Source organism: Stenotrophomonas sp. HMSC10F06 (genome assembly GCF_001807865.1).
GTDB classification, from domain to species: Bacteria; Pseudomonadota; Gammaproteobacteria; order Xanthomonadales; family Xanthomonadaceae; genus Stenotrophomonas; species Stenotrophomonas bentonitica_A.
Genome location: NZ_KV791267.1, coordinates 71747 through 87733, shown reverse-complemented (window position 1 = coordinate 87733; position 15987 = coordinate 71747). Strand labels below are relative to the sequence as shown.

General features: G+C 66.8%; 11 protein-coding genes. 4 read left to right on the top strand and 7 right to left on the bottom strand.

The window, feature by feature from the left end:
* Positions 1-6: 6 nt before the first annotated feature.
* Positions 7-996, bottom strand: a complete 990-nt coding sequence (locus HMPREF3113_RS07645) for a fumarylacetoacetate hydrolase family protein (protein ID WP_070471659.1) — start codon at positions 994-996, stop codon at positions 7-9.
* Positions 997-1440: 444 nt separating this feature from the next.
* Here HMPREF3113_RS07645 and HMPREF3113_RS07640 point away from each other — a divergent pair, with 444 nt between their 5' ends.
* Complete coding sequence (locus tag HMPREF3113_RS07640; protein ID WP_070471658.1) at positions 1441-2841, top strand: DEAD/DEAH box helicase; 1401 nt, start codon at positions 1441-1443, stop codon at positions 2839-2841.
* A 135-nt stretch (positions 2842-2976) separates the two neighbouring features.
* Here HMPREF3113_RS07640 and HMPREF3113_RS07635 read toward each other — a convergent pair whose 3' ends face one another.
* The 4 genes from HMPREF3113_RS07635 to HMPREF3113_RS07620 form a co-directional block, all read right to left on the bottom strand.
* The gene (locus HMPREF3113_RS07635) at positions 2977-5280 is read right to left on the bottom strand and encodes a TonB-dependent hemoglobin/transferrin/lactoferrin family receptor (RefSeq protein ID WP_070471657.1); all 2304 of its coding nucleotides are present in this window, start codon (positions 5278-5280) and stop codon (positions 2977-2979) included.
* Between the two features lie 174 nt (positions 5281-5454).
* Positions 5455-6306, bottom strand: coding sequence for an EF-hand domain-containing protein (locus HMPREF3113_RS07630; RefSeq protein ID WP_070471656.1), 852 nt, complete (start codon positions 6304-6306; stop codon positions 5455-5457).
* A gap of 287 nt (positions 6307-6593) precedes the next feature.
* A complete protein-coding gene (locus HMPREF3113_RS07625; RefSeq protein WP_254665256.1) occupies positions 6594-9158 on the bottom strand; it encodes a M14 family zinc carboxypeptidase in 2565 nt (854 codons plus the stop codon).
* 124 nt (positions 9159-9282) lie between these two features.
* A complete protein-coding gene (locus HMPREF3113_RS07620; protein WP_070471755.1) occupies positions 9283-11928 on the bottom strand; it encodes a TonB-dependent receptor in 2646 nt (881 codons plus the stop codon).
* 188 nt (positions 11929-12116) lie between these two features.
* Between HMPREF3113_RS07620 and queD the strand changes: the two genes are divergently transcribed.
* Both queD and HMPREF3113_RS07610 read left to right on the top strand, forming a co-directional pair.
* Positions 12117-12470: a 6-carboxytetrahydropterin synthase QueD gene (gene queD, locus HMPREF3113_RS07615; protein ID WP_019182605.1), complete on the top strand. Its 354-nt coding sequence runs from the start codon at positions 12117-12119 to the stop codon at positions 12468-12470.
* Between the two features lie 187 nt (positions 12471-12657).
* The gene (locus HMPREF3113_RS07610; RefSeq protein WP_070471654.1) at positions 12658-13023 is read left to right on the top strand and encodes a phasin family protein; all 366 of its coding nucleotides are present in this window, start codon (positions 12658-12660) and stop codon (positions 13021-13023) included.
* A gap of 94 nt (positions 13024-13117) precedes the next feature.
* Here the strand turns inward: HMPREF3113_RS07610 and HMPREF3113_RS07605 are convergent, their stop codons facing one another.
* Together HMPREF3113_RS07605 and HMPREF3113_RS07600 are read right to left on the bottom strand one after the other, a co-directional pair.
* Entirely contained in the window at positions 13118-14584 is a 1467-nt protein-coding gene (locus HMPREF3113_RS07605; protein WP_070471653.1) for a sensor histidine kinase, read from the bottom strand.
* Positions 14581-15303, bottom strand: coding sequence for a response regulator transcription factor (locus HMPREF3113_RS07600; RefSeq protein ID WP_070471652.1), 723 nt, complete (start codon positions 15301-15303; stop codon positions 14581-14583). The genes HMPREF3113_RS07605 and HMPREF3113_RS07600 overlap by 4 nt, the downstream gene beginning before the upstream one ends.
* 146 nt (positions 15304-15449) lie before the next feature.
* On the opposite strand from HMPREF3113_RS07600, the gene msrB reads away from it, so the two are divergent.
* A complete protein-coding gene (gene msrB / locus HMPREF3113_RS07595; protein ID WP_070471651.1) occupies positions 15450-15956 on the top strand; it encodes a peptide-methionine (R)-S-oxide reductase MsrB in 507 nt (168 codons plus the stop codon).
* Positions 15957-15987 lie beyond the last annotated feature (31 nt).

Here is a 15987-nt window from a genome sequence, read left to right as displayed (position 1 = left end):
CGTTGCTCAGGGCTTGGCCGCCTGCTCGATGCGCTGTTCGATCGCACCGAAGATGCTCTCGCCGGCCGCATCGAACATCTCGATCCGCACCACATCGCCGAAGGACATGAACGGCGTGCTCGGCTTGCCATCGCGCAGGGTTTCCACGGTGCGCTGTTCGGCGAAGCAGGATGCACCCTTGCTGGTGTCCTCGTTGGCGATGGTGCCCGAGCCGACGATCGCACCGGCGCCCAGCGGGCGGGTCTTGGCGGCGTGCGCGACCAGCTGGGCGAAGTTGAACTGCATGTCCACGCCGGCTTCCGGCGCGCCGAACCATTCCCCATTGATATGGGTGAGCAGCGGCAGGTGGACCTTGCTGTCCTGCCAGGCGTCACCCAGCTCATCGGGGGTGACGAACACCGGTGACAGCGCCGAGCGCGGCTTGGACTGCAGGAAACCGAAGCCCTTGGCCAGCTCGCCCGGGATCAGGTTGCGCAGCGAGACATCGTTGACCAGGCCGATCAGCTGGATATGGCCGGCAGCCTGCTCCGGCGTCACCGCCATGGGCACGTCGTCGGTGATCACCACCAGCTCGGCTTCCAGATCGATGCCGTACTCCTCGCTGACCACCTTGACCGCGTCGCGCGGGCCGTAAAAACCGGCACTGGTGGCCTGGTACATCAGCGGGTCGGTGTAGAAGCTCTCCGGCACTTCGGCGCCACGGGCGCGGCGCACGCGGGCCACGTGCGGCAGGTAGGCGCTGCCATCGACGAATTCATAGGCACGCGGCAGCGGCGCGGCCAGCGCCTGCAGGTCGATGTCGAACACGCCGTCGGCGTCACCGTGGTTCAGCGATTCGTACAGGGCATTCAGGCGCGGGGCCAGGTGGCTCCAGTCTTCCAGGGCCTGCTGCAGGGTCGCGGCGATGCCGGTGGCGCGCACGCCCTGGCGCAGATCGCGCGAGACCACGATCAGGGTGCCGTCGCGGCCGCCTTCCTTCAAAGAACCAAGCTTCATGGGTGGGTATCCGGGATCGCGAAAATAGGTTTCAAGTGTAATCAAATGCTTGGCGGGCCGACCAGCTGCACCGCCGCATCGCCTTACCGTAATGCATTGCCTACGCGCAGGAAGAGCTACGCATGGCGTGGCTCTATCGTTCCGCCCCCCTCCTCCCAAGCTGAACAGGGGGGTTTGGTATGGGTCTCAAACATCCGTTAGACTATCCGGGTCTGCAGCGGCCGTCCGTTTCCCTTCGGGATCGCCGGCGATATGGATCAACGATCCGTCGCCCGCCCCCACTCCGACGCCATTCGTCATGCATTCCAGTCTGCGCACCGCGTCGACTGCACCCAATTCTCGCAGCGCGGTTCACGGGAACGCTCCGAGTCAGCCGATCACATTGATCTGCCTCGCGTCCGGCCATTCGGCCTGGCGTTACTTTGTCTTTGGAGCTTCCACCCGATGTCTTTTGAATCCTTGGGCCTTGCCCCGTTCCTGCTGCGCGCGTTGACCGAGCAGGGCTACGATACCCCCACGCCGATCCAGGAGCAGGCCATCCCGCTCGCTCTGGAAGGCCGCGACCTGCTGGCCGGCGCACAGACCGGCACCGGCAAGACCGCCGCCTTCGGCCTGCCGCTGCTGCAGCACCTGGGTACCAACCCGCAGGCCGTCAATGGCCCGCGCAAGCCGCGTGCACTGGTGCTCGCCCCCACCCGCGAACTGGCCACCCAGGTACATGACAGCCTGCGGGGCTACAGCAAGTACCTGCGCATCCCGAGCGCCTGCATCTACGGCGGCGTCGGCATGGGCAACCAGTTCGACGTGCTGCGCCGTGGCGTGGACCTGCTGGTCGCCTGCCCGGGCCGCCTGATCGATCACATCGAGCGTCGCAGCGTCGACCTGTCCGGCATCGAGATCCTGGTCCTGGACGAAGCCGACCGCATGCTCGACATGGGCTTCCTGCCGTCGATCAAGAAGATCCTCGCCAAGCTGCCGCGCCAGAACCGCCAGACCCTGCTGTTCTCGGCCACCTTCGAAGAGAGCATCAAGCAGCTGGCCCTGGAATTCATGCGCGATCCGGCGCAGATCCAGGTGACCCCGAAGAACACCGTCGCCGAGACCATCACCCACCGCGTGCATCCGGTCGATGGCGCGCGCAAGCGCGAACTGCTGCTGCACCTGCTGGCGCAGGACAGCCGTGAGCAGACCCTGGTGTTCGGCCGTACCAAGCATGGCTGCGACAAGCTGGCGATGTTCCTGGACAAGTCCGGCATCAAGACCGCGGCGATCCACGGCAACAAGAGCCAGGGCCAGCGCCTGCGTGCCCTGGGTGACTTCAAGGCCGGCCGCGTGACCGTGCTGGTGGCCACCGACATCGCCGCACGCGGTATCGACATCAACGAACTGCCGAAGGTCATCAACTACGACCTGCCGATGGTGGCCGAGGATTACGTGCACCGCATCGGCCGTACCGGCCGTAACGGTTCGACCGGCCAGGCGATTTCGCTGGTGGCCCAGGACGAAGCCAAGCTGCTGCGCCAGATCGTGCGCCTGCTCGACAAGGACATGGACATCCGCGACGTGCCGGGCTTCGAGCCGCAGACCCCGATCCGCTGGGGCAACAGTGCGCCGGGCAAGGCCGAAGTGCCGGGTGGCGATCGTTCGCCGCGCAAGCATGCGCGTCGTCCGCACAGCGAGGCCCCGCGCCACGCCCATGCCGGCCCGAAGAAGGCCGGTGGCGGCCAGCGTGATGGCGCCGGTCGCGGTGCACCGCGCGGTGGCCAGCCGCAGGGCCAGCGCCGTGGCGGTGGCAATGCCGGCGGTGGCCGCAGCCAGGGTGGCGGTGGCGGTCGCGCCAGCTGATTCCTTCGGGCATCGCTGAAACGTAGAAAGGGCGACGCATCTGCGTCGCCCTTTTCGTTTATCGGGAGCCGGCCAGCGGCCGGCACTACCGGCCCGGCCGTTGGCGCCTGTACGGCTGTGGCTCGGCGCCCCGACTCAGAAGCTGTAGGCCACCGTGATCCGTGCATTGCGGCCCGGCTCGCTGTAGCGGCCGATGCCCTCATCGTTGACGTAGCCGTAGAGCGTGTTGCTGCCCTTGTTGACGTTGCGCACGCGCTGCCAGAGGTAGTACGTCTCGTTGGTCAGGTTGTAGAGGCCAGCGCTGAGCTTCCACTGCGGGGTGACGTTCCAGGTTCCGTACAGATCCAGCACGGTGTAGCCATCGGCCTTGTCGACGAAGGCCGGCGTGGTGACCTTGCCGGTGGCGTCGGTGGTGTAGGCGTCCTTGGTCTTCTTGGCCACGGCATGGGTCACGCTGGCGGTCAGGTTCCACACCGGCGAGGGAGCATAGCGCACGCCGAGCACGGCGCTGGCCGGCACGATGCTTTCCAGCGGATCGCCATTGCGCTTCTCGCCTCTGCTGTAGGACGCGGCCAGTCGCGAGGACCACGCATCATTGATCTGCCAGCGGCCCTCGAGCTCCGTGCCCTTCACCGTCACTTCGCCCGCGTTGGTCGGCATCGTGTAGTTGCGCGAATACAGCACCGGGCCGGTGGCGGTGGTGCGGAAGCCGCCGGGTACCGACTGGACCAGGTTGGTGTACTCGATGAAGTTCTCGTAGCGGTCGCGGAACACCGACAGGCCCAGCTGCGCGTGATCGGTGCTCCAGCGGTAACCGAACTCCAGATTCAGGCTCTTCTCCGCCTCCAGGTCCGGGTTGGACACGGTGTCGTTGAGCAGCAGCGGCTGGCCGTTCTGCGCGTTGATGACCTGGGTGGCGCTGGTCGGCGAATACATGTCCGCCACGGTCGGTGCGCGGAAGCCACGACCCACCTGGGCCCACAGCGCGTGATCGGGCAGGAAGCGGTACTCGGTGCCCAGCTGCCAGCTCGGCGAAGCGAAGCTCACATCGCGCACGGTGCCGGTGCGGTCCACGAAGGTGGCATCCACCTGCGGTGAGTAATCGTAACGGTCGTAGCGCGCACCGGCGCTGAGCGTCAGCCGTTCGTCCAGCAGCTGCACGCTGTCGCGCAGGTACAGGTTCCAGGCAGTCACGTCGGTCTTGGGCACCTGCCGCGGGTCGATCTCCACCGAGGCGACCGCGCCGGCCGCATTCCAGCGCGTATCAACCGCAGTGAAATCGATGTCGCGCTGCTGCCAGGCCAGGCCGTAGACCACGTCATGGCGCGCGCCGGCAGTGGCGAAGACCTTGCTGAAGTCGGCCGCGGCGCGGTCCAGGGTCTGCTTGGTCGAGCGGTTCTCGCTGCGCAGGCATGGCGTCGTGCCGCCGGGGCAACCGCTGCCGGCTACGATGGTGGTGATGCCACGGCTGTCGGTGACCTGGCGGTCCAGCTGTGCATCCAGCGTATCGAACAGCGCGTTGTCAGCGCGCCACTGGTAGTTCACCCCGTAGCGGTCACGGTCGTTGGTGTCATGGCCTTTGCGCGACAGGTAACCCGGCGCGTAGACGCGCGAGAGGTTGTCCACGTCGTTGGTGGCGCGGCCACGTTCGTAGAGGAAGCCCAGCGTGTTGGCCTCGTCGAGCTGCAGGTCGAGCTTGCCCAGCAGGTTGTCGCGGGTGCTGTCCACCGGATCCGGCGTGCGGCGACCGACCCCGATGCGGTCGTTGGTGGTGTCATACCACGACTCGGATTCATGGCCTTCGCGGCGGGTGTAGACCAGCATCGATTCGACGATGCCGGTACGGTTGGCAAAGGTCAGCGTGCCCATGGTTTCGTCATTGGCACCGGAGTACCCCGCCTTGAAGCCCAGGTGGGTGTCGTTGCCGGTGCGCGTGAGGTAGTCGGCCGGGTCCTTGGTGGTGAACACCACCGCCCCCCCCAGCGCACCGCTGCCGGCGCTGATCGAGTCGGCGCCCTTGATCACGGCCAGGCTTTTGAGGGTATCGATGTCCACATCGCCGCGGCCACCGCGGAAGAACTCGTAGGAACGCGCGGTTTCCACCGATTCGCCCAGGCTCAGGCCATCGACGGTGATCGCGACACGGTCGCTTTCCAGGCCGCGGATATTGAAGCCGTTGTCACCGAAGCGGCCCATGTCCACGATGCTGACACCGGGGATGTAGCGGACCGCTTCTTCCATCGTGTTGGCCATCTCGTTGTCGAGATCGGCCGCGGTAAGGACGGTGACGTTCTGGTTGGTCGAACGGGTTTTCTTGGCGCGCTCGGCCTGCACGCGCACGGTATCGAGCGTGCTGGCATCGGCAGCGGTTTCAGCATGCACGGTGACGGACAGGCTGGCGCCAACCGCCAGCGCCAGCAGGGTGAGGGACGACTTCATGATCAAGCTCCGCAGGAGGGGAAGGAAATGGCGTGAGGCCGCGGTGGCGGCGGGCCGTTCCTGGCTGCGGCGATCGGTGGATCGAGCGGGGCTGGGGGGCAAGGGCGCGCAGGGGGCGCGCGCCGGGTTCATCCGTGGGTGCAGGCGTGCGACGTGCAGGGCACGTCCCGGCCGCTAGCGGTTGCCGTTGGCCGAATGCGCGCCGGCGACCGGCTCGGGATCGCGTGCATCGACGACGCCGTCGCCATTGCTGTCGGCGCGGTCGAACATGCGCTTGCCCGAGAGCTGGTACTCGGCAAAGGTCATGCGGCCATCGGTGTCCTTGTCCAGCGAGGCGAAGCGCACGCGGGCCTGGCGCGCGGCATCGGCACGGACACGCTGGCGCTGCTGCTCCAGGCGGCCGCTGAACTCGGCGGTGTATTCGGCCAGCGACAGCGTACCGTTGCCGTCGGCATCGGTGGCGGCGAAGCCCGCGGCACGCACTGCGTCGAACTCTTCGCGATCCACCGCGCCATCCTGGTTGCGGTCGTACAGCTCCAGCATGCCGTTGGCGGTGTGCGAGCTCGGCATCTTCAGCGGATCGCGCGAAGACGCTGCGGCGGTCTCCTGCGAGGCGTTCTGCGACGTCTCGTAGCCGGCCCAGGTGCGTTCGCCGGCGGCATCGTACTCGGCGCGGCTGATCGCCCCGTTTCCGTCGCGATCCAGTGCCTTGAAACGGGTGTCGGTCTGGCGCAGGTGGCCAGCGCGCGCGTCGGCCAGGCGCACATCGAAGCGCTGCAGGTACTCATCGGCGTATTCCTGTTCGTCAACGTGGCCGTCCTGGTTGCGGTCGGTGTCGGTGTAACGCTGCTTGCGGAAGGCCTCAAACTGGGCCCAGCTGACGCTGTCGGTCCCTTCGGTGGCGAACTGCGCCAGGAAGGCGGCCGCGGTCGGGGACACAGGGGGGGCCTTGGTGGCCGGCTGTGCATGGGCGGCCGGCGCCAGCACCAGTGCCAGCAGGGCCGCGGTGAGCGGGACGATCTTCATGGTGGTTCCCCTGGAGAAAGGACGGTTACGGTTCGACAACGTGGACGCGCAGCGATCAGGCGGGCGGCTTCTCGCGGAAACAGCCGGGCGATCCCGGCGGGCGCCATCCTATTCTTATTGCGAATGATTCGCAATACGGAATTTTCACATGGGGTGTGATGGTGTCCAGCAACCGAAAACAGCCGACGTTGGTCGGCTGTGTCGGACACATAGGGGGGGAGGCCGGCGTGTCACCCCGGGTGTGGTCGGGAGCCGGCCAGCGGCCGGCACTACCGCTGCCGAAGGCGTCAGCCGCGCGGCTTGGTCGGGTTGAGCTGGTTGCCGAAGAAGATCGCGTTCAACAGCAGGCGCTCGGTGCCGTGCCAGTACTTGCGGTGCGCCGGGTCATCGGCGAACAGCACCACGTTGCCCTGCCCCTGCGGCGAGACCAGCAGCCAGGCCGCACCAGCGACGCGGCTGCGGTTGCGCTCGGACAGATACCCGTTGACCTTGGGCGCTTCGTCGATGCGTACCACCGTGGAGAACGGGTTGCGGCTGGGCTGGAAGCTCAGGCCGTTTTCCTTGTTCACCGCCAGCTGCCGGCGCGGCACGCCGAACCCCAGCGGATGCGTGGTGTCCACGTCGGCGCTGAGGATATTGCCGCTCACGCGTTCGATCGCGGCGATGTCGCGCTGATCGCCAAAGGCGCGTCGTGCCGCCTCCGGTTCCTTCTCCTCCGGCCCCAGCACTTCGTCGCTGAGCTTCTGCTCGATTGCCCAGCGCGCGGCGGTGCCATAGGTGATCAACGTGCCGCCAGCATTGATCCAGCGCTTGAGCGCGGCCACGGCGGTGGCATCGACGCCACCGTAGGTGCCCCCGGCCAGGACAATGGTGGTGTAGCGATCCAGGGCGACCTTGCCGAGCTGGGCCGGATCGATCTTGCTGGCCGGCAGTTGCAGGTGCTGATCAAGCAGGAACCAGGCCGAGCCGATCTCGGTGGCACTCACGCCCTCGCCCATCACCAGCGCGACCGCCGGCTTGCGCAGTGCCTTGACACTATCGCTGCCCAGATCGATACCCCCACGGCTCTGCCCACTGGACAGCGCCTGGATATGCACGCCACTGCTGCGTGCCGCGGCGTCGACCGCCGCGAGCAGTTCGGCACCGGCCAGCGGCTGGCCCGCCACCGGCACCACCACGCTGCCGTAGCCGAACGACTGCTCGCCCTGCGCGGTGGCCGCCGTGAACGGCTGGAAGGCCGCGCGGGTCAGCAGGCCCTTGGCCTGCAGCGCGTACAGGGCACGGCTGGCGTTGTAATCGCGCCAGTCAAACACGTAGGCATAGCCCGCCTGGCCACCGACCACGCCGCCGTTCGCGTCCGGCACGCTGGCCACGCGCTCGCCACCTCCAATCCGGCTGCGGCTGGCGGCGAATGCGACGCCGTAGGCTGGTGCGATCGCATAGGAGGTGCTGCCGTAGAACACATCGCCCTTGATCGGCGGGGTGTCGGCGAAGATCGAATGGACGAGGCGGAACTGCGGCTGCGCGGCCTGGACCACGTAGGCGCTGCCCGGCTCGAAGCGCTGGCCGTCCACCGTCACCGGGGCGCTCAATGCCTGCACGGCGATCTGGTGCTGGAGCAGCAGATCCAGCAGGCGCCGGGTCAGGCCCGGATCGGCCGCGTCGCCGAACACGAACGACTTCACCGGCTGCTGGTTGGCCTGCTTCAGGGCCGACTGGAAGAAATCCTTCTGCAGCTTCAGCAGGCCGTCGCGCTCGGTGACCGCGCCGCGCACGGTGCCCAGGCCGGTGGCCACCTGGTTGCGGATGGTGAAGCCGAAGGTCAGCAGGCCGTTGACCGATTCCTGCACGCGGCCACGCGAGCTGGCCTGCTCGACGGTCACGCCGACCGCACCGTGGAAGTCCGGGTAGGTCGAGCCATACACCGGCGAGAAGTTGTCGAAGTTCTCCCCGGTGTAGTACAGCGAGCCCAGCGCATCCAGCGACTGCGCGTGGTACTTGGCCAGGGTCTTGTTGAACGCATACGACGACGCCGGAATGAGCGGGCTGTGCATGCTGGCCGGCGACGGTTCGAAGTAGTAGGTGCTGTCCTTGCCCATCTCGTGGAAATCGATCTGGACGTTGGGATACCACTGGTGGAAATAGGCGATCTTCGGCCGCGTATCCTGCTGGGTCAGCGCCAGCCAGTCGCGGTTGAGGTCGGTGAAGTAGTGATTGGTACGGCCCTGCGGGAACGGTTCGACATGTTCCTTGTCGGCCGGATCGGCCGAGGCCGGCGAGGACGCATACGCGTTGTGCCAGCTGGCCGCGCGGTCGCGCCCGTCCGGGTTCTGCGCCGGATCGAACAGCACCACCGCCTGCTGCAGCCACTGCGCGGTTTCCGCACTGCGGTTGGCGACCAGGTAGTAGGCGGTGAGCATCGCTGCTTCACCGCTGGAGGTTTCATTGCCGTGCACGCTGTAGCCCAGCCACACCACCACCGGGCTGCTGCCGGCGGCCGAGAGCGGCTGCGCCGGATCGGCCAGGGTGACGTGCTGGCGCCGCAGCGCCTCCAGGTTCTGCAGATTCTGTGCCGAGGTCACCGTGGCGATCAGCAGCGGGCGGCCCTCGTAACTGCGCCCGATCTCTTCCACCTTGATCTTGTCGGAGTGTTTGGCCAGTTCGTTGAAGTAGGCCACCAGCTGATCGTGCCGCGTGTAGCGGCTGCCGATCTCGTAACCGAGGAACTGCTGCGGGGTGGGAATGGACGGATCGAACTCGCCGCCCTGCGGGAAGAAGTACGCGCTCTGCGCGAACGCTGGCGCGGCCAGCAACCACAACGCGCCCACCAGCCAGGTGATGGGACGTGACACGACACGATGCAAAGACACAGCAGTTCCCCATGAAGCGGGCCGGCATCTCCGCCGGCCCCGTTGGATGCGCACGCTCCGGTGCAGCCAGGTGCCGGGCCGGCGCGAAGGCGACCGGCCCGCAGGTTCAGAAGCGGTAGTCGAAGCCGACCGTGAAGTAGCGGCCGCGCAGGTCGTACTGACTGAAGTCGTACGGCGCGCGGATGCCCGGGAACGAGGCGTCGTAGGGCGGTTCCTCATCGGCCAGGTTCTGGATCTTCGCGTACAGGGTCAGCTTGTCGATGCCGGTGTAGCCCAGGTACAGGTCGAACTGGTTGTAGGCATCCACGCGATCCTGCACGGCGGTGGCCGCGGCGCTGGCCTTCTGGTCGTAGCCGCTGGTGTAGTACCAGGTCAGCGCGGTGCGGAAATCGCCATAGCTCCAATCGAAGGTGGTGGTGGCCTTGTTCTTGGGCAGGGTGGCGCCGAGGTTGCTGCCGGCGTAATCCACCAGCGGACCACCGACCACGGTGGGGCGGCTGTAGTCGCGCACGTGGGTGAAGGCGGTGCTCAGGCCGAAGTCGCCGGCACGCTCGGTCGGGAAGCGCTGGCGCAGTTCGACATCGAAGCCGGAGGTCTTCAGCTCGCTCAGGTTCTGATAGCGGTTGTAGACCGCCAGCAGCTTGCCGCGCTCATCGCGCAGCACCGCACCGGGCACGTCGTCGGTGACCAGGGTCTGGGTGTTGTTGGTGCCTACCAGGTTCTCCAGCTCGATGCGGTAGTAGTCCACGCTCAGGCTGGTGTTGGACCACGGTGAGAGCACGATACCGGCGTTGAAGCTCTTGGTACGCTCCGGCTTGAGGTCGTTGTTGCCCACGGTGAAGAAGGTCGGGTTCTGCCGCGAGCCCGGCACATCCGGATCGCGCGGATCGATCACGCTGCCGTAGGCGATGCTGGTGCTGTTGGAATTCTCCGACAGCGACGGCGCACGGAAGCCCTTGGAGGCGGCCGCGCGCACCAGCAGGATGTCCCACGGCTGCCAGCGCAGGCTCAGCTTGGGCGAGAAGGCATCGCCAAAATCGCTGTAATGATCGGCGCGCGCAGCGGCCTGCAGCTCCAGGCGCTCGGCCAGCGGCACGTTCACTTCGGCATAGGCCGCGGTCACCTTGCGCTCACCGTGCACCTCGGCGATCGCCGGGCGGATCTGCAGGCCCGCATCGATCTGCCAGGGATTGTTGGAATCGAGTTTCTCGCGGCGCCACTCGGCACCGGCGGCAAAGCCGATCTCGCCGGCCCAGGTGTGGCCCAGCGCACCGGAGATCTTGGCATCCACGCCCTGCAGCACCGACTCGGCCGGGCGCAGCGTGCTGATGTTGATCGCGTTGAGCACGTCCTGCGGGGTGGCCGCGGGATTGAGCAGGTTGTAGCTGCCGGTGGCCAGCGCATCGGCCAGCGCATAGCGGTTGGCAAAGCCGCCGGAGACGGTCTCGCTCTCACTGCTGCGCGCACCGAATGCACCCACTTCCCAGTCCCAGTTCTGCAGGCTGCCGCGCAGCCCGACCAGGCCGCGGTAGGCCTGCGAGCGGTTGGTCTTGATGGTCGCACCGAGGTTGAAGAAGGTGTACTCGATCGGCACGGCGCGGCCGTAGGGGTTGTACGGGCTGCTCGCCGGCAGATTGGAGGAGACCGGCTCGGCCAGCCCGGTATCGGCGTTGAGCGCGAAGCGGCCGCTTTCCAGGGTGAAGAACGGGCTGCTGCCGAACCAGGAGACGCCCTTGATGTCGCTGTAGAGCACTTCACCGAAGGCTTCGACGTTGTCATTCACCCGGAAGGTGCCGTTGACGTAGGCCTGGTAACGCTTGGTCGAGGGGATCAGCGTGGTGTACGGCGCCTGGTTGAAGCCGCAGGTGTTGCCGGCCAGGCCATCGATCGGCGCGCTGGCGACCAGGGTGGTGCCCTCCGGGCAGTTGCCGTTGGCATCGAGCATCGGCACCGAGGTGCCGTTGACCAGATACCGCGCGCCCTTGGCCGACCAGCCGTTCCAGCGGCCGCCGGGCTTGTCGGTGTAGATGCCCGACTTGGTCAGGTCGCGCTGGTCCTGGTCCAGGCGCTCACGGTTGTAGCCTTCCAGGCTGACCAGGATGTTGTAGCCATCCGTGTCCAGATCACCGATGCCGCCGATGAACTTCAGGTTCTGCTCGTCCAACCCGCCCTGGTCGGCGGTGCCGAGGCTGCCACCGAGTTCGGCGCCCTGGAAATTCTGCCGGGTGATGATGTTGACCACGCCGGCCACCGCGTCCGAGCCGTACACCGCCGAGGCGCCGTCCTTGAGCACTTCGATGCGTTCCACGGCCACCAGCGGCAGCGCGTTGAGGTTGACGAAGGTGTCCGACAGGCCGCCGGCCGGGAAGCCGTAGTTGGCCAGGCGACGGCCGTTGAGCAGCACCAGCGTGTTCTTCTGCGACAGGCCGCGCAGGCCGATGCCGGCCGAACCGGAGGCCCAGCCGTTGTTGGTGGTCTCGTTGTTGGCGTTGCCGGTGTTGGCCGAGATCGAGCGCAGCAGGTCGGCGACGGTGGCCTTGCCGGTCTCCTCCAGCTGCTGGCGCTCGATCACCTGCACCGGGTTGGCCGACTCGGTATCGGTGCGCTTGATGTTGGACCCGGTGACCCGCACGGCGGCGAGGGTCTTGCTGTCGCCGGCGGCGGCGGCATCGGGGGCGGCATCGGCGAACGCGGTCAAAGGCGTTGCCAGAGCGACGGACAACGCCGCTACAAGAAGAGTGGGCTTGGGCATGAACTTCAGTGGGGTGGTGGACGACAAGTTCCGCAGTAGTCCATGCCTGGCTGAACCGCGGCCAATAACATCTCTTCATACGGATATAAGAGAAACTAACATCTCTTCATCCGGATGGAAATGTTTTCGTTAGCAACAATTAACGCCCGACCCCTGCTGGAGCCCCAGCCCACCGCTACAATGCGGCCATGGAAATCTTCAAAGTCTTTACCCTCGAGGCCGCTCACCACCTCCCCAACGTGCCGCCGGGCCACAAGTGCGCGCGCCTGCACGGCCACTCCTTCCGGGTGGAGCTCAAAGTGGAAGGCGAGCCCGGCGAGCAGACCGGCTGGATCATGGATTTCGGCGACGTCAAAGCCGCTTTCCAGCCGATCTACGACCGTCTGGACCACCACTACCTCAACGACATCCCCGGCCTGGAGAACCCGACCAGCGAGCGCCTGGCGATGTGGATCTGGGACGAACTCAAGCCGGCCCTGCCCGAGCTGAGCGAAGTCACCGTGCACGAAACCTGCACCTCCGGCTGCCGCTACCGCGGCTGACCCGGCAGCGCGCGGTAGAGCCGACCGTTGGTCGGCTCCCACCCATCATCATCGCCCGCAAGCCTGCGCAACCCATTGATTGGAAACCGGTTCAACTAAAACCGGGCCACCACTGGCGATGGAATGTTGCAATGCAATATTTTCGGCGTATGCTGCATTGCATCAACGTTCTCGAGCCGTCCTGACCATGGCGTCCGCGTTCACCGATTCCTTCAGCGACTACACCCGCCAGCTGGCCGCCACGGCCACGCGTGCCAACCGGCTCGCGCTGGAAAATGCCGAAAGCATGTTCGGGGTGCAGTTGAAGACGCTGGAGAAGAACATCACCGCCACCAGCGGGTTCTTCGGTGAAATCGTGCAGTCACAGGATGCTGGCACGCTGCAGTTGCTGCTGCCCAAAGGCGCGCAACTGGCGCGTGACAACCTCGCCCGTTGGACCAGCGCCAGCCAGGAAGTGGCCGGCATGGGGTTGAAGGCCTCCGAAGCCTTCAGCGAACTCGCCCGGCAGCCGTTCGCGGCCGCCACGCCCAGCGCAGGCAAGACCCGCGGCTGAGCCGGACAACATCGAATTTGCGTGGGTCCCTCCCCCCACGCAATCCCAGACCCGACAGAACCCTCCCTCTGTCGGGTCTTTTTTTTGGGCGCTGTTACCGCGCTGCCGGCAACGAGAACACGAACAACGCCCCTTCCCGGCTCTCCAGCAGGCGGATCTCACGCCCGTGCAGCTGCACGATGCGACGCACGATCAGCAGGCCCAGCCCACCGCTGTCCGGCCGCTGGCTGCTCAACGCCGGCATCGCGGTAAACAGGGTGGCGCGGCGTTCGGCGGCAATGCCCGGGCCGGTATCGGCCACGCTGACCTGCACCTGGCCATCGGCCGCGCGCAGGGTGACCGTGATGCGCCCGCCTTCCGGCGTATGGCGGATCGCGTTGTCGAGCAGGTTGGTTAGCACCCGCTCGATCAATGCCAGGTCCGCGATCACCGGCGGGATACCCGGCGGAATGTCGGCGCTGAGTGTCTGCCGGCGGGACTCGGCCGCCAGCTCGAATTTCTGGAACACATCCTGGATCAGATCCGGCAGCGAGAACGCCTGGCGGTCCAGTACGACACCGCCGTGTTCGAGCCGGGCCAGCTCGAACAACGCCTGGGCCAGGCGCCCGACCTTGTGGCTCTGCGACAGCGCGATCGAGAGATAGCGCTGGCGCTCGTCGGCGCCCAGCGTGGCGTCTTTGAGGGCCAGCGTTTCCAGATACCCGTGCAGCGACGACAACGGTGTGCGCAGGTCGTGGGAGATGTTGGCGACCAGTTCGCGCCGCTGCAGATCCTGCTGGCGCAGCTGTTGCCACTGCTCGCCCAGGCGCTGGGCCATGTGGCCGAAGCTGTGCTGCAGGATGGCCAGCTCGTCGCGCTCGCCGGGGCGCAGCGGCGCCGGGGGCGGTGCGGCATCCGGGGTGGCACTATCCACATCGAAGGACTGGATGCGCCGGGTCAGCTGGCGCAGCGGGCGGGTGACCCAACGGAACGCGACCAGGCCGGCCAGCAGGCCCACCACCGCGACGATCGCCAACGACCACAGCGTGGTGCGCAGCGTACTGTTTGCGGCGATGTTGGCCGCCAGTGCTTCTCGCTGTTCACCGACCAGCACCACGTAGATGTAGCCGGCCTGATGCCCCTGCACCCACAGCGGCGCCGCGTTGAACACCTTGCGGCCGGTGGCGCTGCGCGGGTCATCGCCGAGGATCGGCAGCGGCTCGTCGCGCAGCAGCGCCTTTACCGGTGCCAGATCGACCCGGCTGCGCTTGAGATGACCGTCCGGAGCATCGTGGCCGAGGATGCGGCCCTGGTCATCAAGCAGATACACCTCCACGCTCGGGTTGACCGCCATCAGCTTGCCGAACAGCGCGCGCACTTCCCCATTGCGCATGCCGCGGCCATCCATCAGCTCGCCGCTGCGCGCGATGTGCTCGGCCAGCCCGCGTGAGAGGCGCTGCACGGTTTCCTGCTCATGCACGGTGGTGCTGCGCATCTGGATCCAGACCAGTGCGCCACAGCACAGCAGCAACAGCGCGAAAAACACCGCGGACAGGCGCTGCGACAACGTGAGCCGGATCATGCGCCGCCCCCTTCGTTGCCATCGACCAGTTTGTAGCCCCGTCCCCAGACCGTCTGGATGCGCTGCGGATTGGCCGCATCGCGCTCGATCTTGTTGCGCAGCCGGTTGATGTGGGTGTTGACGGTGTGCTCGTAGCCGTCGTGCTGGTAGCCCCACACCTGGTTGAGCAGGTCCATGCGCGAATACACCTGGCCGGGATGACGGGCGAAGAAGTACAGCAGGTCGAACTCGCGCGGAGTCAATTCCAGCGGTCGTCCCTCCACCAGCGCCGTGCGGGCGACCGGGTCGATGCGCAGCCCGGCCACCTCGATCTCACCGGCATCGATGCGTGCGTTCTGGGCCATCGCTTCCACCCGGCGCAGCAGCGCTTTCACGCGTGCCACCAGTTCCAGCATCGAGAAGGGCTTGGCCAGGTAATCGTCTGCGCCCAGCTCCAGGCCGAGAATGCGGTGCACTTCACTGGCGCGCGCACTGGTGATGATGATCGGCGTGTAGCGCGTCATCGCACGGGCGCGCTTGCAGATCTCCAGGCCGTCCACACCGGGCAGCATCAGGTCCAGCACCAGCGCGCTCCACGGCTGCGCCTCCAGCAGGGCCAGGCCCTCGTCGCCGGTGGCGGCATGGGTGACCTCATAACCTTCATCGCGCAGGTGCATGCGCAGCAGGTTGGCGATGTGGACATCGTCTTCGACGATCAGGACGCGCTTGGCACTGCTCATCGGCTCAGGGGGCGGCAGGAGGGCATGGCGGCATTGTCGACGGATCGCGACCTGAATGTGTCACGGAAAATTTAACCCTGCGTGAGGATTCGTTGACCGGGCCGGGCGCAGCATGGCCGCATCGTCCCCGTGCCCGGAGATCGGCCATGCGTTACACACGTCGCAATGTGCTTGGAATGGGTGGCATGGCTGCCGCGGCCGGCCTGTTCGGACTGACCGCCTGCAGCGGGCCCGCCCCGGCAGCTCCCGCCGCGCCTGCGCGCCAGTTCGAGGTCATGCGCAGCGATGCGCAGTGGCGCGAGCAGCTCACCCCGGCCCAGTACAGCGTGCTGCGCCGGCAGGGCACCGAGCGGCCGTTCAGCAGCCCGCTCAACAAGGAACACCGGCGCGGCACCTTCACCTGTGCGGGGTGCGCGCTGCCGCTGTTCTCCTCCTCCACCAAGTTCGACAGCGGTACCGGCTGGCCCAGCTTCTGGGCGCCGCTGCACGATGCCGTCGGCGAAGACCGCGACACCACGCTGGGCATGGTCCGGGTCGAGGCGCACTGCCGGCGTTGCGGTGGCCACCTCGGCCACGTGTTCGACGATGGCCCGCGCCCGACCGGACTGCGCTATTGCATGAACGGCGTGGCCATGAATTTCGTCGCGGCCTGAGCGCCGCACTCCCTGCGTCATAGAAGGACCT

What these genes read in the sequence shown, in the direction of transcription:
- HMPREF3113_RS07645 (WP_070471659.1), bottom strand. Translation starts at nt 996, where the DNA reads ATGAAGCTTGGTTCTTTGAAGGAAGGCGGCCGCGACGGCACCCTGATC.
- HMPREF3113_RS07640 (WP_070471658.1), top strand. Translation starts at nt 1,441, where the DNA reads ATGTCTTTTGAATCCTTGGGCCTTGCCCCGTTCCTGCTGCGCGCGTTG.
- HMPREF3113_RS07635 (WP_070471657.1), bottom strand. Translation starts at nt 5,280, where the DNA reads ATGAAGTCGTCCCTCACCCTGCTGGCGCTGGCGGTTGGCGCCAGCCTG.
- HMPREF3113_RS07630 (WP_070471656.1), bottom strand. Translation starts at nt 6,306, where the DNA reads ATGAAGATCGTCCCGCTCACCGCGGCCCTGCTGGCACTGGTGCTGGCG.
- HMPREF3113_RS07620 (WP_070471755.1), bottom strand. Translation starts at nt 11,928, where the DNA reads ATGCCCAAGCCCACTCTTCTTGTAGCGGCGTTGTCCGTCGCTCTGGCA.
- queD (WP_019182605.1), top strand. Translation starts at nt 12,117, where the DNA reads ATGGAAATCTTCAAAGTCTTTACCCTCGAGGCCGCTCACCACCTCCCC.
- HMPREF3113_RS07610 (WP_070471654.1), top strand. Translation starts at nt 12,658, where the DNA reads ATGGCGTCCGCGTTCACCGATTCCTTCAGCGACTACACCCGCCAGCTG.
- HMPREF3113_RS07605 (WP_070471653.1), bottom strand. Translation starts at nt 14,584, where the DNA reads ATGATCCGGCTCACGTTGTCGCAGCGCCTGTCCGCGGTGTTTTTCGCG.
- HMPREF3113_RS07600 (WP_070471652.1), bottom strand. Translation starts at nt 15,303, where the DNA reads ATGAGCAGTGCCAAGCGCGTCCTGATCGTCGAAGACGATGTCCACATC.
- msrB (WP_070471651.1), top strand. Translation starts at nt 15,450, where the DNA reads ATGCGTTACACACGTCGCAATGTGCTTGGAATGGGTGGCATGGCTGCC.